This is a genomic window from Paenibacillus athensensis, from assembly GCF_004514475.2.
GTDB classification, from domain to species: domain Bacteria; phylum Bacillota; class Bacilli; order Paenibacillales; family NBRC-103111; genus Paenibacillus_AL; species Paenibacillus_AL athensensis.
Map to the genome: position 1 here is coordinate 49,181 of NZ_MYFO02000020.1, position 20,331 is coordinate 69,511.

General features: G+C 54.7%; 16 protein-coding genes and 1 pseudogene. 13 read left to right on the forward strand and 4 right to left on the reverse strand.

Going from position 1 to position 20,331, the window contains the following annotated elements; translation table 11 throughout:
* Positions 1–330 precede the first annotated feature (330 nt).
* The 4 genes from B5M42_RS23820 (at position 331) to B5M42_RS25805 (ending at position 2,459) form a co-directional block, all read left to right on the forward strand.
* A complete protein-coding gene (locus B5M42_RS23820) occupies positions 331–960 on the forward strand; it encodes a helix-turn-helix domain-containing protein (protein WP_167690164.1) in 630 nt (209 codons plus the stop codon).
* 66 nt (positions 961–1,026) lie between these two features.
* Positions 1,027–1,503 carry a PIN domain-containing protein gene (locus B5M42_RS23825; RefSeq protein ID WP_167690161.1) on the forward strand — a complete coding sequence of 159 codons (477 nt, stop codon included), beginning with the start codon at positions 1,027–1,029 and terminating at the stop codon, positions 1,501–1,503.
* Between the two features lie 359 nt (positions 1,504–1,862).
* Entirely contained in the window at positions 1,863–2,129 is a 267-nt protein-coding gene (locus B5M42_RS23830; RefSeq protein WP_209280761.1) for an alpha/beta fold hydrolase, read from the forward strand.
* Between the two features lie 156 nt (positions 2,130–2,285).
* Positions 2,286–2,459 carry an ArsR family transcriptional regulator gene (locus B5M42_RS25805; protein ID WP_134755565.1) on the forward strand — a complete coding sequence of 58 codons (174 nt, stop codon included), beginning with the start codon at positions 2,286–2,288 and terminating at the stop codon, positions 2,457–2,459.
* A 254-nt stretch (positions 2,460–2,713) separates the two neighbouring features.
* Here the strand turns inward: B5M42_RS25805 and B5M42_RS23840 are convergent, their stop codons facing one another.
* Positions 2,714–3,640 carry a ketopantoate reductase family protein gene (locus B5M42_RS23840; RefSeq protein WP_134755563.1) on the reverse strand — a complete coding sequence of 309 codons (927 nt, stop codon included), beginning with the start codon at positions 3,638–3,640 and terminating at the stop codon, positions 2,714–2,716.
* A 157-nt stretch (positions 3,641–3,797) separates the two neighbouring features.
* On the opposite strand from B5M42_RS23840, the gene B5M42_RS23845 reads away from it, so the two are divergent.
* The 6 genes from B5M42_RS23845 to B5M42_RS23870 all read left to right on the forward strand — a co-directional run bounded on the left by B5M42_RS23845 (position 3,798) and on the right by B5M42_RS23870 (position 8,608).
* Entirely contained in the window at positions 3,798–4,367 is a 570-nt protein-coding gene (locus B5M42_RS23845; RefSeq protein WP_134755561.1) for a TetR/AcrR family transcriptional regulator, read from the forward strand.
* Between the two features lie 99 nt (positions 4,368–4,466).
* The gene (locus B5M42_RS23850) at positions 4,467–4,871 is read left to right on the forward strand and encodes a VOC family protein (protein ID WP_134755559.1); all 405 of its coding nucleotides are present in this window, start codon (positions 4,467–4,469) and stop codon (positions 4,869–4,871) included.
* A gap of 195 nt (positions 4,872–5,066) precedes the next feature.
* Positions 5,067–5,510, forward strand: coding sequence for a cell wall hydrolase (locus tag B5M42_RS23855; protein ID WP_134755557.1), 444 nt, complete (start codon positions 5,067–5,069; stop codon positions 5,508–5,510).
* A gap of 408 nt (positions 5,511–5,918) precedes the next feature.
* Complete coding sequence (locus tag B5M42_RS23860; RefSeq protein ID WP_134755555.1) at positions 5,919–7,400, forward strand: DHA2 family efflux MFS transporter permease subunit; 1,482 nt, start codon at positions 5,919–5,921, stop codon at positions 7,398–7,400.
* Between the two features lie 246 nt (positions 7,401–7,646).
* Complete coding sequence (locus tag B5M42_RS23865) at positions 7,647–8,261, forward strand: TetR/AcrR family transcriptional regulator (RefSeq protein ID WP_134755665.1); 615 nt, start codon at positions 7,647–7,649, stop codon at positions 8,259–8,261.
* A 5-nt stretch (positions 8,262–8,266) separates the two neighbouring features.
* Positions 8,267–8,608, forward strand: a complete 342-nt coding sequence (locus B5M42_RS23870) for a DUF1801 domain-containing protein (RefSeq protein WP_134755553.1) — start codon at positions 8,267–8,269, stop codon at positions 8,606–8,608.
* A 181-nt stretch (positions 8,609–8,789) separates the two neighbouring features.
* On the opposite strand, the gene B5M42_RS23875 is transcribed toward B5M42_RS23870, so the two are convergent.
* Both B5M42_RS23875 and B5M42_RS23880 read right to left on the reverse strand, forming a co-directional pair.
* Positions 8,790–9,281, reverse strand: coding sequence for a FixH family protein (locus tag B5M42_RS23875; RefSeq protein WP_167690159.1), 492 nt, complete (start codon positions 9,279–9,281; stop codon positions 8,790–8,792).
* A 16-nt stretch (positions 9,282–9,297) separates the two neighbouring features.
* Positions 9,298–10,707 (reverse strand): PepSY-associated TM helix domain-containing protein, encoded by a 1,410-nt coding sequence (locus B5M42_RS23880; RefSeq protein WP_268999342.1) that lies wholly within the window; start codon positions 10,705–10,707, stop codon positions 9,298–9,300.
* Between the two features lie 439 nt (positions 10,708–11,146).
* On the opposite strand from B5M42_RS23880, the gene B5M42_RS23885 reads away from it, so the two are divergent.
* Complete coding sequence (locus B5M42_RS23885) at positions 11,147–11,947, forward strand: TetR/AcrR family transcriptional regulator (protein WP_134755549.1); 801 nt, start codon at positions 11,147–11,149, stop codon at positions 11,945–11,947.
* Positions 11,948–12,141: 194 nt separating this feature from the next.
* Here B5M42_RS23885 and B5M42_RS23890 read toward each other — a convergent pair whose 3' ends face one another.
* Positions 12,142–13,689: an MFS transporter gene (locus B5M42_RS23890; protein ID WP_134755547.1), complete on the reverse strand. Its 1,548-nt coding sequence runs from the start codon at positions 13,687–13,689 to the stop codon at positions 12,142–12,144.
* A gap of 238 nt (positions 13,690–13,927) precedes the next feature.
* Here B5M42_RS23890 and B5M42_RS23895 point away from each other — a divergent pair, with 238 nt between their 5' ends.
* Positions 13,928–18,331, forward strand: a complete 4,404-nt coding sequence (locus B5M42_RS23895; protein WP_134755545.1) for an AAA family ATPase — start codon at positions 13,928–13,930, stop codon at positions 18,329–18,331.
* A gap of 291 nt (positions 18,332–18,622) precedes the next feature.
* Positions 18,623–20,331, forward strand: a pseudogene (locus B5M42_RS23905) (hypothetical protein); the annotation flags it as partial.

Here is a 20,331-nt window from a genome sequence, read left to right on the forward strand (position 1 = left end):
TTTTACAGAGAGCTCTGGAAGCTGAAAAGGAGCAAAGCATTCAGTTATCGAAAAAGCATCTGAGCTGCACAGTTGAACCACATTTTATGTGAGGGTACTTGAAGAGGCTGATTGGGTGACCTATCGGCGCACCTGGGTGGTACCATGAGAAATTCAAATCTCGTCTCTGAGACTAACAGTCTGAAAGTGGGATTTTTTATTTTACTGCCGTTTAAACTTCCGTTAAATATCGTTGCCTTATCAAATTTCAATAGGAAGTTGGTATTGTTGAGTTTTTGTTGAATAACCAACATGATTCCGACTATAATAAGATATAGGGGAGGTGTTTTTATGATTAAGGAGCAAGATGAGAAGGTTCTTACGGATACCGTCGTTCTACTGGAACATGAAAGTAAGCTGGATAGCGTGAGCGTTGTCGTGAAAATTATGGTCGAGAGAACCCTTGCATTGCTGCATAAGTCCACTAACTTTTTGGATGACTTGCCCTTTATATTACCTTCGATAGATGTTTTCCAATCCTTTCACCGATTGGACAGAGAAATTCGACGATCTATTCGGTCCAGGGAGTACCACAGGGCGCATGAACTTTTGGTCGATTACATTGATCTGCTACCACGGTTTGTTCCCGACAGTAACCTGGAGCAGATTCGAAAATTAATATTGGCGAATTTGTTGGCTTCTTCAGAACAGCCCTCTAACATTCTCGTTGAAGAGAAGGTGGAAGTATACACATCGTCGGAAGCTGCAGAAATATTAGGCGTAACGGATCAGACGATTCGGCGCTATTGTGAAAAAGGTAAATATCCGGAAGCATACCAGACCGAGGGCGGTCACTGGAGAATTCCTCAAAGGTACTTCAAAATTACTCCAGAGCAAGCAAAAAAGCGCAAGGCATTTGAGCAACAACTGAATGAATTTAACGCATCAACAGGGGAGGCAGCTGAGAGTGAGTGGATTTAACACCTCTCCCCGCGTTCTTTTTGATACAACGGTGCTATGCGGGGCTGTCCGGGAATCAACCGTCAGTTGTTAACTCTTGCCGCGCAGACGGTTGATTATCGGGTTGTTTTATCGCGTGTATGCTTGATGGAGTTTTATCATAATGCCCTATTCAAAGGGATTGGTGGTACAATATATCCTCTGGAAATAGTTCGTAATTTTTTGGATCTCTTTGTTTATCCAATCCTAGATAATCAACCAGCCGTAAACAGTCAAGTTGGCAGGCACGCCCTTGATATCGTTAGTCGATTAGGCAGCCCCATCGGACAAGCACTGGCGGAAATAAGCGAATGCGATACGGAAAAGGCCATTTCGATCGCTCAAGATCATGGACTACAAAAGCCGTTGAGTAACTATGACGAAAACGATGTTCACGTTTGGGTAACGGCAATTAACGAAGAGTGCAAATATATCGTCACCAGTAATACAAAGCGCTTCCCTCAAAATATCGGAGGCATTGAGGTTATTAAACCTGGCGCTTTTTATAATAAAATTGTGGACTAATACATAGGCGACAGATATTCAATAGCTGTACTTCGGTCTAAGTATTTCGTTAACGATACGCGTTTTAGACAACGCGGAGAACCGTATCACAAGTGACGGCGAAAAGTTGAGTTGAAGGATGAAGCTTTGAGGCTAAAGCTATGAAGAAGCGCGTAAAGACCCAACTCGTGTGGAATCGGTCATATAGGCTGAGACGAGACTTTGATCAGGAATAATTGTCCATCATTTGACATAAATAATTTCGAAAGTTCCGATTCCTTCGCAACCTGTACCGGAAGAACGAGCCTCCCACAGAGCCACAGCCAGGTATGGTGTGGATCAATCTCGCCAACGCAGAGACACCAAGGGGTGAGCTCTTGATGAGCGTAAGCGAGCTGGCCGTTATCGTCTCGGCTTTTGAAACATCAGGGTTTACGGGCAGCATAAATTGGTACAGGAACCTTGACCGCAACTGGCGCTTATTGGCAGATGTGAACCCCATCATTCAACCGACCCTCATGATCTATGGCGACCGGGATACGATCCAGAAGTCTGAAAACCTGAAGAATTTCGTGCCCCATGTGGAAGTGGTTAGTCTGGATTGCGGTCATTGGATCATGGAAGAAAAGCCGGAAGAAACAAACTAAGCGATTGTGAGGTTGCTGGAACAGCAGGATGCCAAGGGCTAGGACGTATCTCCTAAAGGTCGTTGACGACGAATCGTTTGGCTTCCCTTTGGTCGAATTCACGATTCAAGGTGTTAGCACGACATCCCCCGCGGGGTGATTTGCTTCAATGCCTTCATGATACAACAAACCATTTTGGCTTTGGCGGAACCTCGGCGTCGCGAAATTCTCACGCTCATCCAAGATCAGGAGATGTCCTCAAGCGCTATCGCGGCGCACTTTGACATCACAGCACCGGCTGTTTCGCAGCATCTTAAAGTTCTTTCTGGGACGATGCGCTGCTGCGGTTGAAAGCGGCAGCTGAAGATGAGGTGCGGCGACGTGATGAACCCTATGTAGGCGGGGCATTTCGGATTAACTTCAAAGAAAATGAAGCAAGGCTGCTTGGAGTCCATTTCAATGCAGTCTTGCTTTTGTGCGTTCTGGTGGGTCCGTGGCGTTTAGTGGATTTACCGGAGGCGCGGAGCTCGCCTCCACGGTGTATCCGTTTATCGTGCGCAGCGTGAATCTGCTAGTCCTGATCCGCAGGGCGGCAGACTCCCCGCCTACTTAATCAAGTGTTCTACCGCGAACAGCCGCGGCACCTGAATGCCGTGCTTTCGGGCATCGGCGATAACTTCCTTGACGGCATGGCCAACTGGATAATGATTATGCTCCACCGCGATATAGGCCATGCTTGTAGGTGTAAAAACAAAGGAATGCATGAGATACCCAATCCATCGCGGCGGCAGGGCGGCCAGCAGTCGGGTCATGGCATCCGGTTTGGAGCCTTTTGCCTGCAAAACAGGCAGCATTTCCTTCAGATTGCGGCTGATGCCGGCAAGCGCTTCGGAGGAAGTGACGACCTGCTTAAAGCTGCCGCTTTTTAAGACTTCGACTTCCATTGCAACGTTCAAAGCAAAGTGATTCCGCAGCCAGCCTTGGATATCTTTTTGAACCTTGGTTGTGAAGCCCGCCTCTGTAAAAAGCTTGCGCACTTGTATCTCTCTTGGGGTAGGCTCGGATGCAAGGGTTCCGAGTTGAACCATTTTGTAGAGGCTGCCGTAAAGGGTATTTCCTTCAAATCCGCCGCCGGCACCGGGGAAGCCCACGACCATCTGACGGAGCGGAATCGGCTGAACAGCCACTCGGGGATCGTGCCAATAATTATTGAAGAACAGCACGGTCGCAGGGCCGACCCGCGGTGCCAGGTACTTGACCGCACTGGATACTTGTTCAGGGTTCACGCTCATCACAATGAGGTCGTAGTCGTGATTCTCTTTGATTTCTTCATGAATGACGATGGGCCATTGCTGCTGGATCAGCCGGTCTTTTTTGCGTCTCCGTGCGTCCCGTATGTCCAAGGTTACATGGGAGCCGTATTGCGCCTTCCTGCCTTCACGCACATAAAATTCCACGGTATGGCCTGCTTGTTCCAAGGCCCACGCGTATTGGGTCCCGATGACGCCGCGTCCAAAAAATAGTATTTTCAAAACGGATCCTCCTTAATGAACAATTGTTGAATTATAAACAAATGTTTGATATTCTGAGCGTACTCGTCAGCGGCGAGATGTTCAATGGTTGCCTGAGTCTCTTTTGTTGAGAACTCAACACCTTGCGTTCATTTGTTGAATATGTGGAGGGGCTTTTATGGATAGAAGGATTCAAAAAACCAGGCAATCGATCATGAATGCGTTCATTGACCTTTTGGCGGAAAAGGGATTGGAGAAAATAACGATCAACGACATCGCCGAACGCGCGAACATCAACCGCGGGACGGTTTATTTGCATTACGTCGATAAATTCGACTTGCTTGATAAGTGTATTGAATTCTATGTGGAGCGGCTTCTCGCTCATTGTGTCGACCGCGCGGACACGCGTCTGGACATCAGCGCTTTTCAGCGTGTTTTTGAATTTCTGGAGGCCCACTTCACGATATACAAGCTGCTGCTTAGCAATGAAGGCTTTGGATATTTTCGCAAGCGTTTGTATGCGGTAATTGCGGGAACCGTCACGGAGGTGGTCGGGGTCCAATCGGGAAACAGCTCACTTGCTAATGAGGTCACGACGCATTTTTTGACTTCCGGGTTTATTGGCGTATTGGAATGGTGGATTCAGCATTCTATGCCTTGCAGTGTGCAGAAAACTACGGAGCAGCTGTTGTTTTTGCTGGAGCCGTACACCAGGCACCTTGTGCAAGCTGAAGTTGACGGTTCCTAGCGATTGCCGCTACTGACAGAACGTTGTCAGTAGTGTTTTTTTATAATAAAGCCTGTACACGAGAGTAGAAGCTGATTATAGACGAAAGGAGGATAGCTTGTGAATTTTGCTTCTGTACGCATCATCACTGACGATGTGGATCGTCTTGTCGAGTTCTATGAAAAGGTTCTGGGGGTTTCAGCGGCGCGGCTTGCGCCTGTATTTGCTGAGCTGGTTGTTCCGTCATGCACGTTGGCCATCGGCCACACCCAGACGGCGCAGTTCTTTGGCGCGAGTTCTGTAGAGGCAGCCAGCAATCGCACTGTCATTCTGGAGTTCCATGTCGACGATGTCGATGCCGAATATGTGCGTTTGAAGCCCGTTGTCGATACTTGGGTCATGGAGCCAACCACGATGCCGTGGGGGAATCGTGCGCTACTGTTCCGCGATCCCGACGGCAATCTGGTTAACCTCTTCCAGCCGGTGACCGAGGAGGCGATTCAACGGTTTAAAGGCAGGCATTGACCGGCAGCCAAGGAAGGATGGCCTGGAAGCTTGGCCGTTACAACAGCGCGGAGAATCATGCCGTAATGAACGTCAAGCAAAGCGATGCAGCCAAGTTGTAGACGCGGCAGCTGTGATTGTCACGAACGCATGAGTCACACATCCGGTTCATCTTCAGTATGATGAATGTGTCTATAAATCTGAAGAGGTGAGCCAATGGCAGTCGTAAAAGCCAGGAAACAGGATATTGATATGTTGGCGAGGTTGCTTCGGGCTGAAGCGGAGACCGAAGGCGAAAAGGGCATGCTGCTTGTCGGGAATGTCGGCATTAACCGGATCAGAGCGAATTGCTCGGATTTCAAAGGACTCCGCACGATCCCCCAAATGATTAATCAGCCGCATGCGTTCGAAGCGTTGCAGCACGCTACGTACTACCAGAACGCAAGGGAGCGGGAACGCCGTCTGGCGCAACGGGCGGTGAACGGGGAGCGCGATTGGCCGGGGAAGTTCTCCCTGTGGTATTTCCGTCCCGGGACGTTCGAGAATCCCGGACCTTGTCCGCCGACCTGGTACAATCAGCCGCTTGTGGGCCGGTGGAAGAAGCACTGCTTTTACGAACCGACTCCAAAAGAATGTCAGAACGTATACAATACGTTCTAGAAGTCCAGTGAAAAAGTGGCCGGAGAGTCGATAGGGAGTTGGAACAGCGAGTGCAAGCCGCTATCGACCGGAGGACTCTGATTTTTCACCGGACTTCCAGGTTCAAGCTGAAAGCGGCTGGAAAGGTAGCCTAGCGGTTGCTCGTTGTAACGAGCGGGCAATGGCACCAAGATGTCCGACAACGGGGTTGTCTCGACGGCCATGAGAGTGGTCGAGGGACGGCCTCTTGTTTCTTTGATGATGGACAAGTCGGCAGTTGACTTTTTGCAGCAAGTCGGCGATTATGGGAAAATGCGAGGGTATATGCGAGTTCACCGTCAATGGGCCGATTCGTCCGCTCGTGGCGAGGATTCTGCCGCTACCTGAGCCGAATGTCGTGAAGACACTATGAGGAGGAAATTGATTACAATGGAAGCTGCAAATCAAGCTGCAACGAATGTAGATGGGCCGGATTTGAGCAAAATCAAACGCGCCCCGATTGTGATTGCGCTGATCATCGGCGCATTCGTTGCGATTTTGAACGAAACTTTGCTCGGTAATGCTTTTCCCGATTTGATCAAGGCATTAAATGTAACTCCGTCTACGATTCAATGGTTATCTACGGCATATATGCTGGTGGTCGGCGTGCTCGTGCCGGTAACGGCGATTTTGCAAGAATGGTTTACGACGCGGCAGATGTTCATCGGTGCAATGACGCTGTTTCTGGCGGGTACGGTCATTGCCGCTGTGTCGCCGGGGTTTGAGGTGCTGCTGGTCGGGCGTGTAGTACAAGCCCTCGGAACCGGCTTGATGCTCCCGGTTATGATGAATACGATTCTGGCGATTTTCCCGCCCGAGAAGCGCGGCGGAGCGATGGGGCTGATCGGTCTGGTGATCATGGTGGCCCCGGCGATTGGGCCAACGGTATCGGGTCTCATTCTTGACCAGCTGCAATGGCGCTGGCTGTTCTATCTGATTATTCCGCTTGCGGCATTTTCGATTATTTTTGCAACCATCTATATGAAGAATGTATCGAAGATCACGAAGCCCAAAGTGGACATCCTGTCGATTGTGCTCTCGACAATTGGCTTTGGCGGTGTGGTGTACGGCTTCAGCAAGTCAGGTGACTTGGGCTGGGGCAATCCGCAGGTGTACTGGATGGTGGCGGTCGGCGTACTCGGCATTGTGATTTTTGCCGTTCGTCAGCTGATGCTCAAAAGTCCGGTGATGGATATGCGCGCGTTCAAATTCCCGATGTTTTCGCTGGTCACAGTGCTGATGCTCGCGATGATGATGACGTTGTTCTCGACGTTGACGCTGCTGCCGCTGTATTTGCAAGGTCCGCTGATGTTGACGGCGTTCACGTCGGGTCTGATTATGCTGCCGGGCGGCATCGTCAACGGGATGATGGCGCCGGTTGCCGGCGTTCTGTTCGACAAATTCGGTCCGCGCGTGCTCGTGATTCCGGGGCTGGCGATTGTGGTCGTGGCGATCTACTTGTTCACGGGCGTGGATATGGAGACGACGAAGGGCTATCTGATTATGGTTCATATCCTGATGATGATCGGGATTTCGCTGGTGATGATGCCGGCGCAAACAACGGCGTTGAATCAGTTGCCGCGCGCGCTGTATCCGCACGGTACGGCGATTATGAACACGCTGCAGCAGGTGGCCGGAGCTATCGGCGTGGCGTTGTTCATCAGCATTATGTCTAACGGCACGAAGGATTATTTGGCGAAATCGGCCAGCCCGACCGATCCGCTTGAAGCGCTCAGAGGCATGATTGAAGGTTTGCACAATGCGTTCTGGGCAGGTCTTTGCATCGGTATTCTGGCGTTTGTCATCGGTCTGTTCATCCGCCGCACGAAGCCGCCTGAAGGCGAAGAACAGCGCCAAGGAATGGGCCATTAAAGTTGGTGTGAAAATACGAGAAAGCTACTGACGTTACGTTGTCGGTAGCTTTTTTGTATGGCTGGCGTGGATGGCATTTTAAAGAAAGAGGGGAGCGTGCTGGATTTGAAGACTGCTAAAATGGCGTCAGGCTAAGGCTAGAGCTTGTCAGGTGCATCCGCTTGACGGCAGGCGGAAGGGTAGGTTATGATAATGTCAGTCACCACTGACAGTCATATTGGACGGTCTGTAGAAAAGGAGCAGGTCATGCACCAGTCCAAGCAGGGAAGTGCGGAGAAATTATTACGCGCTGCAATCGATCTGATTTCAGAAAAAGGCTACAATGGCGTCACCACGGAGGAAATCGCCACCGCTGCACAATTAAGTGAGAAGACGTTGTTTCGGCATTTCGGAAGCAAGCAAAACTTGCTTGAAGCGGCTCTTGAACGTTTCCAGTATGCGGAGGAGATGCAGGTGCTTTTTAACGAAAAGCTGGTATGGGATTTGGAAACCGATCTGCTGGCCATCAGCCGTAAATATCACGAGACCATGAACCGTGACCGCAAGCTGATCCAGATTGCTTTAAAGGATGAACGGTATATTCCCGGATTTAAAGAACGGCGGTTGCGGCATCCCCGTCAGCTGCTAACGTTTTTGACCGCGTATTTGAACGAGATGAAAGAGCGGGGGAGTGCGGTTTGCCTCAATCCGCCCATGCTGGCGTTCACCTTCATGATGGCTCAGTATGGAGCATTTATGAACGATTTGGAGGCCGGACATCACTATCCGGGCATTCAACTGGAGGCGTTTATTCAGGAGAACGTGAAGATCTTCGTCCGGTCCCTGACTCCTCCCACCAAAACCAATGACAAGGAGCTGTAACGAATATGACGAACGAGGAAGTTGTTGCATTTATCGATCATCTGGGTCAGCCGTGGCAAGTCGAGGTTGGCCGCCGCTTGCGGCAGCTGGTCCATCAAGTCATCCCGGAGGTGGAGGAGCGCATTCAATACAAAAAGCCGCATTTTCTGAAAAATGGGCATTATGCCGCCGTCATTTCCCCCTCCAAGGAGGCGATCGCTTTCATGATCATGAATGCCTCCGGTCTTGCGTTTCCTAAGGGCTTCGAAGGGCCTGATGAAAGGAAATGGCTGAAAATCCGTCAGGGAGACGCGCCCGACTATGAGCTGCTTGGCCAATTGCTGGGTCAGGCATCCGGCACGCTGTAATCGGGCTGGTCCCGGATGCTTGCAGTTGGCTGACGCGGGTTGAGCTGCTTGGCGCGGCCGGGGCCTGCTCGGCCTGGTCCGGTTCCATCGAATGAGCCTGAGCCCAATCGAATCAGCATAGCCCGAACAAAAACAGCCTGACCGGAATGATCCGGCCAGGCTGTTCGCATGGTAGCGCAGGTCAATGATGATGTTCGCCGCCGGAAGCGGCTGCGCCGTCTTTTTGATCCGGATGCTCCAGCTGTGCCAGCTGCTCAACGGCGGCCGGCCCGATGGCGATCCGCTTGGCGGGCATCGCTTCGAGATCGGCGGCTGCGACGCGGCTCTGCACGATGTACAGGCCTTCGGCACTGAAGGCATATCGGGCCGCGTACAGGCCGGGCGATTGCTGGCTAGCCGGAACGGTGACGGCTTGGTCCGGATGGCTCTCCGGCCAAATGACGAACTCGGCCTTGTCGGCTTGCGCCAGCGGCTGCCCGCTTTTCTTCACCTCGACGGACAACGGCACCTCCGTGCCGGCTTCGGCCGGGGCCGTGACCTTCAGGTCCACGGTCAGATGCGGCGCGAAGCCGTCGGCGTCCCGGCGGTCCGTGTTGGAGGTACAGCCGCTCAAGAGCAACGCGAGCAGGCCCAGCGTGAGGATGTGGCGAAGGGGTGTGGATTGAACATTCATGGTCATTCTCCTCCTTTTAGGCTGCAAACCACGTCTTCAGCGGCTGAATGCGGCGAATGACGAGCCAATCGAGCAGCACGACGACGATCAGCGACAGACCGAGCAGCGGCATCAGCGCTCCGCAGACGAGCAGCAGCACCAGCACGGTGACGGTAACCTTGCGGCTTCTGGACCGCGCGGGAGCGCCGAGGCCATCGGGCTTGCGCTTGCGCCACATGAAGTAGGAGCTGATCGAGACGAGTACGAGACCGAGCGCAGCGAGCAAGCCGAGCAGCTGGTTCAGCCAGCCGAACAGGCGGCCCTCGTGGAAGGCGATGCCCCACGAAATCATTTTGCCCATGATGCCGTAATCGGCAAAGCGCACATCGGTCAGCACGGCGCCGCTATATTGGTCGATGTGCAGGGTGGCGTCGGTGCCTGGCTTGGCGTGCGCCGTCGATACGGTGTAGACGCCGGTTTCGCCGCGCGGGAGCGTAATCGTGTAGGGCTTTTCTACGTGTTGCTTGTCGGCAACGGCGGCAATGTCGTCGATGCCAAGCGGAACGTAGCCGCCGCTGGCGAACGAAGCCGGCACGGGCAGGTTTTCCGCGGCCCAAGGCAGCCCCTCCGCAATGTCCTTGGCGACCGTAACCGATTGCGGCTTGGCGCCAAAGCTATAGGCGAACGGAGGCACGTTGGTGTGGGTGGAATCGGCAAGCTTGCTGATCTGCGGGCCCATGACGCCCGACCAAGGCAAGCCGGTCAGGATGAGCAGCACGAGCACGAGCGAAATCCAGAAGGCCGGCACGGCGTGCAGGTCGCGCCAGAACATTCGGCTGCCCGGCTTGCTCAGCCGCGGCAGGATCGTGCCCCAGATGGCAGCTCCGGTGCGCGGCCACCAGAGAATGAGTCCGGTGACGATGAGGATGAGCGCCCAGCAAGCAGCCAGCTCGACGAGCCGGTTGGTAAAGGTGCCGTCGATGAGCAGCTGGCTGTGCATTTTTTTGAAGAAGGCTGCAAAGGTTTTATCGCTGATCAAGGACCCTTGAATGAAGCCGGTGTAGGGATCGGCATACATGGTTTTGGCGGTTCCGGCATCGTTGACGGACATCGCATAGGTCGCTTGCTTGTCATTGGTTAAGGTCATAGAGGCTACCTTGACGCCTGGATACCCTTTTTCGGTCTTGGCGATAATCGCGCCGGGAGAGAGCGGCTGCTGCCCGACCTCACGGACTTGAATCAAATCTTTGTACAGATACCCCTCAATTTGCGGCTTGAACAGATACACCGATCCGCTGATGGCCAGAATAATCAGGAACGGGGCAAAGATAAGGCCGGCATAAAAATGCCATCTCCACACAGCCTGATAGACGGCTTGCTTCACAGGGGTCGTTTTGGGGGATGCGCCCGATTGTCGGGCGGCTGGGGCGTTGGTGAATTCAGTCAATGAACATGCTCCTCCGATCTGGTTTCACTTCTATCAGATTAAGTATAGTCACCGACCGGGACTGGCGGAATGACTCGAACGAGTCATTCGCCGGGTGAAATCGGCGAAATCATTGCTGATTTTGACGGGGATTTGTCACAAATGGAGGAAGGAGGGGGGCGGTAGGCTCAAACGGCGCGCGACTTTCGGACCGCGGCCCCGGCCGTACGGCGGCTGTCAAATTCCCGTCGGCGCTTCAGGCGCAAGGGCTGGACCGGCTGGCGGGTCTCCGCTGCGGAAGTGCCGGGGCCAAGCGCAAGTGTAAGCGCAGGCGCAGCAAGGCGACGAGCTGTCCGGGGGCGGTTCCCGCTTTCTTTTCGAACCTTCGCAGGTGTGATATACTGTTTATAGGATAAACACTTTCATGGTGATCATTCGGGCGGACAAGGGGGAACGGGATATGAGTCAGGATGAGATGACGCCGGAGGAAGCGGCAAAGCTGCTGCCGGCTGGCGCGGCGCTGGGCTGGGGGCTGGGCAAGCTGCCGCAGCGCGGTCCCAAGCGGGAGATGAGCATTGCCCAGATCGTGCAGAAGGCGATGGAGATTGCCGACAAGGATGGATTGGCGGCGGTTTCGATGAACCGGGTGGCGTCGGAGCTGGGGTTCACGGCGATGTCGCTGTACCGCTATATTCCAAGCAAGGACGATTTGCTGATGCTGATGCAGGAGGCGGCGTGCGAGCTGCAGCTGCCTCCGCAGCGGGCGGCGCACGAGTGGCGGGAGAGCATGCGCGAATATGTGCTGGGCACCGTCGAGGTGTTCCGAAAGCATCCGTGGTACGGGGATATTCCGATCTTCGGCATTCCGCTTACGCCAAACAATTTGCGTATTGTCGATTGGGCGCTTAGGCCTCTGCAGGACATGCCCCTGAACGATTACGAGAAGATGTCGATCGTGCTGCTGTTGAGCGGCTACGCGCGTACTTGCGGCATGCTGCAGCGGGATATCGACAGCGCCGTGCGGGCCGGCTCCAGCGAAAAGGAGTTCGGTGGACTGGGCTATTCGGCCGCGCTGCGGACGCTAGTCAAGCCGGAGCAGTTCCCGCATCTGTATCCGATGATTCAGTCCGGCGCATATACGGACGAGCACGAAGGGCAGAACACGGTCGGCGACGACATGGAATTTGGTCTGGCGCGGATTCTGGACGGGATCGAGCATTACTTGAACGGTAAAAAAAGCGGCGGGGGGATCGGCAGCTGAGCGCTCCCCTCGCCATCTACACAAAGACGCTTCCTTACCCACTGGACAAGTGGGGCAGGAAGCGTCTTTTGCGTGCGGATGGGGCGCAACGAGGGGGAAGCTGCTGATCTGGACATGGACAGCCGGTTTGAGGCGCGCGCAGCGTCCGCACCGCGCGCGACTCCCGGAGCGCGGTGCCGGCCTTCCGTCGGCTGTCAGACGGCAGCGTTGACGGCGGCCCGCTTGTCGCGGAGCAGCGCGAGGGTGCAGGCTGCAGCCAGCAGCAGCAGCACGCCCGAGACGAGGCAGGTCGCGTGCATCGCGGTCATGAAGGCCTCGCGGGAGGCCGCCAGGACCTGGGACGCGGCGTCCGCGGGCAACGTCTGCGCGGCGGCGGTGGCGCCGGCGACGGTTTCCCCGGCGGCGTGCAGCGCCGCCGGGGCGAGCTCCGCGGGCAGCTGGGGAGCGACCGCGTGGCGGTAGATGGCGGCGAGCAGGCAGCCGAGCAGGGCGATGCCGAAGGCGCCGCCGAGCTCGCTGGACGTCTCGATGAGGCCGCCAACGGCCCCGGAGCGGTCAGCCGGCGCGACGCTCACGACGTAATCGGTCACCAGGGTCATGACCGAGACGATTCCAGCGGCGATCATGCCGGCGCCGACGAGCAGCAGCACGAGCGGAGAGAAGCCGTCCAGCCGAATCTGCGTCAAGACACCGAAGCCGATAGCCGACACGGCGAAGCTCCCGGCCATGACGCGCGGCCGTCCGATGGCTTGCGACAGCTTGGCGGCCAGCGGCGCTGCGGCTCCGACGGCCAGCGACGGGAGCACGCTCCATAGCGCCGCTGCGAATGCGGAGTAGCCGAGCACCGATTGCAGGAACTGCGTATTGACCAACGCGCTGGCCATCAGCGCAAAGGAGGCGATAAAGTTCACGAGAATCGAGCCGCCGGTCCGCCGCTCCAGCAGCGTGCGAATATCGAGCAGGGGGCTGCTAACGGCGAGCTGGCGGCGGACAAAGGCGATGCCGGCCAGCAGACCGGCGGCGAGCAGGATCGCCGGCAGTGCGGCCCAGCCGCCTTCGGCGAGTGTTTTGACGCCGTAGGTGACAGGCAGGATGGCGGCAAGAGCGAGTACGGCGCTGGGGATGTCGATCCGGCCAGGCACGGCGCTGCGGGATTCCGGCAGCAGGAACGGGGCAATGAGCAGCAGCAAGGCCATTGCCGGGAGATTGATCAGAAATACCGATCCCCAGGAAAAGGTATCGAGCAGCAAGCCGCCGATGATTGGCCCGACAGTGACGCCGCTGGCCATGACGGCGCTCCAGACCGCCAAGGCTTTCGTCCGCTGCGACGGGTTCTGGAACATCGTCCGAACGAGCGCCAGCGTGGAGGGCATCAAGGTGGAGCCTGCAATCCCCATGAGGCCGCGAGCAAAGATCAGCTCCTGTGCCGTATGGGCGTTGGCGGCGAGCAGCGAGCTGAGCGCAAAGCCGACGGAGCCGATGATCAGCAGCCGGCGGCGTCCGATGCGATCGCCGATGGCGCCCATTGTCAGCAGGAGACCGGCGAGAATGAAGCCGTAAATATCGAATATCCACAATTGTTCGGTTGCGGTGGGCAGCAGGTCTGTGGCAATGGAAGGCGCGGCGAAAAACAGCACGGAAACGTCCATCGAGACGACCATTAGCGGCAAGCACAAAATACTCAAGGCAATCCATTCTTTGCGGCCAGCGGCGCGCGTGACTTCAGGCGTGGCATTGTTCATAAAAATCCTCTCCTTTTATCGTTGGTAACTGTATTTGTTATAAACAGTATATTATATAAACAGTATATGGTCAATACAAAAAGAATCATAAAGACGACTCTCTCCTACTCGGCCAGAAGTCCGAAGCAGAGAGTTATTTTTGATTTATAATGTTTATGCGCTTTGCCGATAGAAAGGGTAGAAGGATTAGTTGCGTCGAAAGACATATTCGGAGAACAGACATGGGGGATCGAGAAGCTTGAGTGGGGCTTATGAACTGACGTTACGATCATATATTCAAGAGAATTCAATCGATCTTGATCGATTTTTTCCAATTGCTTTTCAAGCTGTGCAATTGCTGGATGAACAGCCCCAGAACGAAATCGCTTTTTTTCCTATAACCCCCGATAATGTGATGATTCATGCCGAGCACGGTCAATTGAAGCTTGAACGGACGGAACGGGCGCAGACCGATTTTTCGACGGACAAATGGGCATATCTTTCCCCGGAGCATACTGGCCGTATGGAGCGGGGCATTGATCAGCGCAGTAGCCTGTACGGAATGGGCATGCTCTTTTACGAGCTGCTGACGGGCGTTCTGCCGTTAAAGGGGGCATCGGCCCAGGAGTGGATACACGCCCATATGGCCGTTCTGCCGGCTTCTCCTCAGAAGGTCAATCCGGATATTCCGGAAGCTTTGAGCCATCTGGTGATGAAGCTGCTCGCCAAATCCATAGAAGAGCGGTACCAGAGCGTGGCAGGCGTTCTGGAGGATTTGAATAAATGCGCCCGACAATGGTATGAAAAGGGCAGAATCGATCCTTTTGTCTTGGGCGAGCTGGATGCGCGCGGCAGATTCCGGCTGCCCGAGCAGTTGTACGGACGGGATATGGAATGGCAGCAGCTTCTGGGGATGTATGACCGGATCCGCTCCGGCGGCAAAGGCGTATTGTTTGTCAGCGGCCGTGCCGGGAGCGGGAAGTCTACGTTTGTCAAAGCGCTGAAGCAGCATGTTTTGCTGCATAAGGGGTTTGCGGAGTTCGGCAAATTCGAGCCGCTGCAGGAGCCCAAGCCGTATGCTGCGTTCATTACCGTGATATCCGCTCTGATTCGGCGGCTTCTGGCCGGTAAGGAGGAGCAGGTTGCTCGTCTGAAGACCAAGCTGCTGCGGGCTTTGGGACACAACGGCGGCTTGCTTACGCCCGTTATTGCCGAGCTGGGCTGGTTGATCGGTGAACAACCGCCTGCGGAGACGCTGTCGCCTTTGGAGGCAACGAGCCGATTTCAAATGGTTTTTGGCAATCTTCTCACGGCGCTGGCAGAGGACATGCATCCGCTTGTGATCGGACTTGAGGATCTGCAGTGGGCGGATTCGGCAACGATATATCTGATTCGGGATTTAGTTAACCAGAATTCGTTGCGCCATGTATGGATCGTAGGTACGTACCGGGACAACGAGCTGGAGGAAGGACATCTGCTCCGGAACTTGTTCCTGAGCCCGTCCGTGCCGAACAATCCGGAAATTGGTTTCATCAGTCTGCCCGCCCTCGGGTACCCGGACGTAAGCCGGTATGTGGCGGAGGCGCTTCATCGCGATCCAAGCGAAATCAAGCCGTTGGCCCATGCCCTGTACAGACATACGGCGGGAAATCCGTTTTATTTAAAGCAAATGCTGCAAATTTGTTATGAGCGCGGCTTGCTTTTTTTTGATATGGAACGGGAGCAGTGGGACTGCAATATGGATGGAATCCGGCAAATGGACGGGTATCATGACGTGATTGACCTGATTATGAGCAAATTTGAAGCCCTTCCGCCGGAGACCCGTCAAACGCTCAGCCGGGCCGCCTGTTTGGGGAGCTCGTTTACTTTGCCCATCCTTGCGTTGCTTAGCGAGAGATCGGCTGGGCTGATCGAGCAGGATCTGCTCCCGGCCGTGCAGGAGAGCTTGATTGTGGCCGATGAAAGCGGCTATACGTTCTTGCACGATCAGGTCCAGGAGGCCGCGTATAACAGCTTGCCGGAAACGGGCAAAAAGCGGACTCACTTGCATATCGGCCGTTTCATGCTGCGGTCGGGGCAGCCGGATAACGCCGGCGACAGCCTGTTCGAGCTGGTCCATCATTTGAATGCGGGCAGTAATTGCATGACCGAATCGGCAGAAAAGGACCGGCTTGCCCGGCTTAATCTGCAGGCAGGCAAGCAGGCGAAGGCCTCCGCCGCATATAACCAGGCGCTGGAATTGTTCCATAAAGGAGCGCGATTGGTTGAAGCCGGAGGATGGCTGCGCTCGGACTCCCTTTATTTACAGCTCATGCTGGAAAGTACGGAGTGTCGATACTTTCATGAGGATTACGGGCAGACGGAAGCGGATCTGGCGCAATTGCTGGAGCATGCCGGGCAGGCGGATATTCGGGCTCGTATTTACATCATTCAAATCAAGATGTACACGTTCCACAAGCAGTTGCAGCGCGCTACCGAAATCGCGCTCCGGGCGATGCGGGAGCTGGGGCTGTCGATTCCGTCCGGGTTCTCCCGATTGCACATCCTCCATGAAGTTGCCCGTACACAAATGCAGCTCAAACTGAAGCTGTCCAGAGGTAGTCGGCCTTTGGAGGTTGTGGCCGTAAGCGGCGATGCCCGGCAGCAGGCTTTGTCGGAGGTGGTAATGATCGCTTCTGCGGTTATTTTTATTGTGAAGCCGGAGCTGGCTGTCATCATGTTTGCCAGATATGTACGGCTTTCGCTGCGGCAGGGGCTTGTCGAGGCCTTCTCCATTGCATTAGGCTCGTATGCGATTACGCTGGCCTATGGTTTTGGCCGTTATCAGGACGCGCTTCGTTTAGCCGAGATCGCCCGTTACTATGCCGAGCAATCCGGCCGTGTCCTTTTGCGAGGCAGAATTGAGATGATGACGGCTATCATTCTGCAGCATCTTCGTCCCCGGGACATCGCGCCTATTTTTGATCAAGCGGGGCAGCTCAGTATGGCTTGCGGAGATATGAGCAGCGCGGGAAATTCGTTTTCCTGCAGTATGCTTGTTTCCGATCGGGATTTGAGGACGTTGGGTTCCGTGAGTAGCGCGTATGAAGAAAAATACGGAAGAATGTTTGATGAAACCACGTTCAGGGTTTTGCAAATTTCCAAACGTTTCGTGGACTTGCTGGAAAGGAATGCGGAGAGCAGCGAGCTGTCGTTCGACATCGGAACCATGAGCGAGGAGCGGCTTTTGCAGGAACCGCTGTTAAGTGACGAGCATAGCGGAAATTTGCTGTATCTCTATACTTGCAAGATGGAAGTCGCCTATGTGTATAACCGTTATGCAGAAGCCGCTGGGCTAGCCGAAGCCTCCAGGCATCTTCAAGCCAGACTGCTGGAATCCGTCAAACAGCGCTACTGCTTTTACTCCGCTTTGGCCATTATGGCGGTATATGGCGAAGCTTCCGCGCGTTCGCAACGCGCCTATCGCCAGACGCTGCGGCGGCTGATGCGCCAAATGAAGCGCTGGTCCCGGAGCGCTCCGGACTGCGCTGTATCCAAGTTGTACGCCATGCAGGCGGAATATGCGCGCATCAGTGGCCGGCCTGCTCAGGCGGAGGCGCTTTATCATCAGGCCGTCCGCTATGCTCGGGAGGTGGGGGAGCCGCGAGACGAGGCGGTGGCTGCCGAGCTGGCAGCCCGCTTTCATTTGGCGCTAGGCGAGCATACGCTGGCAGAAGCGTATCTGCGCAACGCCTGCGAAGCTTATTTCAGATGGGGCGCGTTCGGCAAGGTGGAGAGCCTGCGGGAGCGTTACCCGGCGCTTGCTTCCCTGCCCACCGGCAGGAAAGACGTCGCCATTGTCGGCCAGGATGAAATTGAAAGAAAGCAGCCGCAGCCGTCCGGTTATCCCGCTGCAGCTCTAGGCCCGGTGCTGGATATGGAAATTCTTCGACAGGCCTCGCAGATCCGATCGGGCGGTCTGGCGGAGACCGACTTGCTGGACGCTTTTCTTACACTGGCGATTCATCATGCGGGGGCAGAGAGAGGGCTGATCCTTCTGCGAAAGCAAGGGGAGTTGGTCGTCGAGGTCCGCCGCGGCGAAAGCCGCAGTCAGGACACAGTTTCCCGCGGCGATGACGAATATGCCGTTGAAGTCGTTCAGTTTGCCATGAATACCAAGGAGCCGCTTGTTCTGGCCGAGGCCGGACAAAGCCCGTTTGCGGCCGACCCTTACATTCAGCAGCTGCGGGTCAAATCGATTCTCTGTCTGCCTGTTCGTTATCTGGACCAGCGTACAGGGGTGTTGTACCTGGAGAATAATTTGGTTCCCGGCGCATTCACAGCCGAGCGTCTTGAGGTGCTGGAGATGATCTTCGCACGAATGGTTTATCTAAGACTTGGACAGCTGGAGGACCCGTTGAAGCCGGCGGCCAAGGAGCGGCAAGCCCAAGCCAAGGAGCCGCTTCTGATCGAATTGCTCACGAGCCGCGAACTGGAGATCCTGCGTCTGATGGCGGAGGGGCTTTCGAATAAACAGATTGCGTTGCAGCTGGAGATTACAGAAGGTACCGTTAAGACACACGCCAACAATATCTACGGTAAGCTTCAGGTCAACAAAAGAGTACAGGCGATCCAGCGGGCCAGGGAGCTGCAGTTATTAAATGACAGGCGATCACCTTCCTGACATGTCTGCTGCTGCGGATTTCAATGGGAATCCGTGGCAGCCTTTTATATGAGATGCGCCGATCATCGGCTTTTTGCATAGAAAAAAGTAAGTTTTTGCGAGGTCTATAACTTTCTATAGATGTGCCTTTCGGCTCTTTCAACTAAACTGGACCTAGGTCGGCGACACAATTATGGATTCAAAGCTGAGGTGAAGAGCGTCGATACATACAGAATTTATGGACCGAGAGCCTCATGATTGAGCGTTGGGCGATTACACATTGGTTGAAGAGGGAAATGGGGGCTACCGCGTATGTTTACTAAAATGAAGCTTCATAGACTGTTTGCACTTTTTACTGTCTGTCTCCTGTTGGCAGGGATGATTCCGGCCTACGCTTCGTCTTATGCCGCAGACACAGCATTAAAGTGGAATGAGGTTATTCCTACTACCCAAAGCACAGCGCATCTTACGCACATCGCTTACGGCAACAGTACGTTCGTGGCAATGGGCGAATTGTACATGTCGCCCGATTTGGTGACGACCTCCAAGGACGACGGAAAAACCTGGAGTGCGCAGCAAGCCATAAGCGGATATAAAAAATTTACCGCCCTGAAGTTTTTGAACGGCAAGTTTTATATGGTCGCTGTATCGGACAGCAATCAGAATGTTCTTTTGACTTCAACGAACGGTACGGCTTGGACAACGGCGGCTACGTTTTCGAATTACAGCGGTTACTTCTTTAACGATATCAGCATCAACGGCGCGAATATCGTGCTGGTCGGAGGCGACTCCGGGCAAAGCTACGGTATCGTCGTTTCTTCGACGGACAGCGGGGCGACATGGGCTACGCGTCTGACCACCTCGGCGGGCAACGGCCCTATTAATACGATCAACTTTATGGGTGATCGCTTTGTATTAGCCGGTCAGCATTGGACGCTGTATGTTTCGAACGATGCAACCGGCACGAGCTGGACGACGATGGATGCTTGGTTCCTCGATCGAGGCACTATTAATATGACCTTCTACAGCAGCTCCGTCTATGCGGACGAAACGTTGGTGGTAGCCGGATTGCGTTTTAATCATGGCGGCGGCATCATCCTGACTTCGCCCGATAAGCTGACGAACCTGAGCGTGGAAAACCAGAAAGTCGTCGGCACGGAGGATTTGAACGGTGTGACCTATGGCTCCGGTACGTTCGTGGCTGTCGGCGAGTATTGTCAGATTGCGGTGTCCAAGGATAAAGGGCTGACCTGGGCAACCCAGCAAGTGAAAAGCGCCCATCCAATTGGAGACGACCGTCTCTATGCAGTTGCTTTCGGCAGCAAAGCATTCGTTGCAACCGGGTCAAACGGCCGGATTCTGCGTTCTGACGATGTGGGCGCAGCGTCTTCTGGGGGGAGCGGAAGCACCTCCATCAGTGCAAGCAATGTAACCCTTACGAATAATCTGGCTCCGACTGCCGATACGGTGAAGGTTACGGGACTTGCAGTAAGCGATGTGGTGAAGGTGTACGCCAGTAACGGGACGTCTTTGCTTGGAACGGGAACCGTAGCGGCAGGTAAAACAGAGCTTAGCCTGAGTATCAGTCAGCTGGGCATGAATGCAGGCATGGTAAAGATTTCCGTGACGAGCAAAGGAAAACCGGAGTCCGACAAGCTTGAGGTGAGCTTCGATATGGAGCCGCAAACCGATGCGCCAACGGGCAGCAACGTCACTTATACCAATAATTTGGGCATCCCGGATACGGTAAAAGTAACGTCGCTGGTAGCGGGGGATATCGTCAAGGTTTACAAACACGGCGATTTGAAAACGCTGCTGGGCACAGGAACGGTAGCAGCGGGCAAGACAGATGTGACGATTAGCCTGAAGGACACCGGAGCTACAGCCGGTTCGGTGGACCTGACGGTAACGACCAAAAACAAACGGGAATCGCAGGTGTACGAAGCTGCGTATGAGGCGACGCCGCAGACGGCCAAATTGAAGGCAGAGGCAGTTGTCGCGACGAACAACTTCGCCAAAGC

Excerpts from the sequence above, each read along its gene's own strand:
- B5M42_RS23820 (WP_167690164.1), top strand. The coding sequence starts at position 331 with ATGATTAAGGAGCAAGATGAGAAGGTTCTTACGGATACCGTCGTTCTA.
- B5M42_RS23830 (WP_209280761.1), top strand. The coding sequence starts at position 1,863 with ATGAGCGTAAGCGAGCTGGCCGTTATCGTCTCGGCTTTTGAAACATCA.
- B5M42_RS25805 (WP_134755565.1), top strand. The coding sequence starts at position 2,286 with ATGATACAACAAACCATTTTGGCTTTGGCGGAACCTCGGCGTCGCGAA.
- B5M42_RS23845 (WP_134755561.1), top strand. The coding sequence starts at position 3,798 with ATGGATAGAAGGATTCAAAAAACCAGGCAATCGATCATGAATGCGTTC.
- B5M42_RS23855 (WP_134755557.1), top strand. The coding sequence starts at position 5,067 with ATGGCAGTCGTAAAAGCCAGGAAACAGGATATTGATATGTTGGCGAGG.
- B5M42_RS23860 (WP_134755555.1), top strand. The coding sequence starts at position 5,919 with ATGGAAGCTGCAAATCAAGCTGCAACGAATGTAGATGGGCCGGATTTG.
- B5M42_RS23865 (WP_134755665.1), top strand. The coding sequence starts at position 7,647 with ATGCACCAGTCCAAGCAGGGAAGTGCGGAGAAATTATTACGCGCTGCA.
- B5M42_RS23870 (WP_134755553.1), top strand. The coding sequence starts at position 8,267 with ATGACGAACGAGGAAGTTGTTGCATTTATCGATCATCTGGGTCAGCCG.
- B5M42_RS23875 (WP_167690159.1), bottom strand. The coding sequence starts at position 9,281 with ATGAATGTTCAATCCACACCCCTTCGCCACATCCTCACGCTGGGCCTG.
- B5M42_RS23885 (WP_134755549.1), top strand. The coding sequence starts at position 11,147 with ATGAGTCAGGATGAGATGACGCCGGAGGAAGCGGCAAAGCTGCTGCCG.
- B5M42_RS23890 (WP_134755547.1), bottom strand. The coding sequence starts at position 13,689 with ATGAACAATGCCACGCCTGAAGTCACGCGCGCCGCTGGCCGCAAAGAA.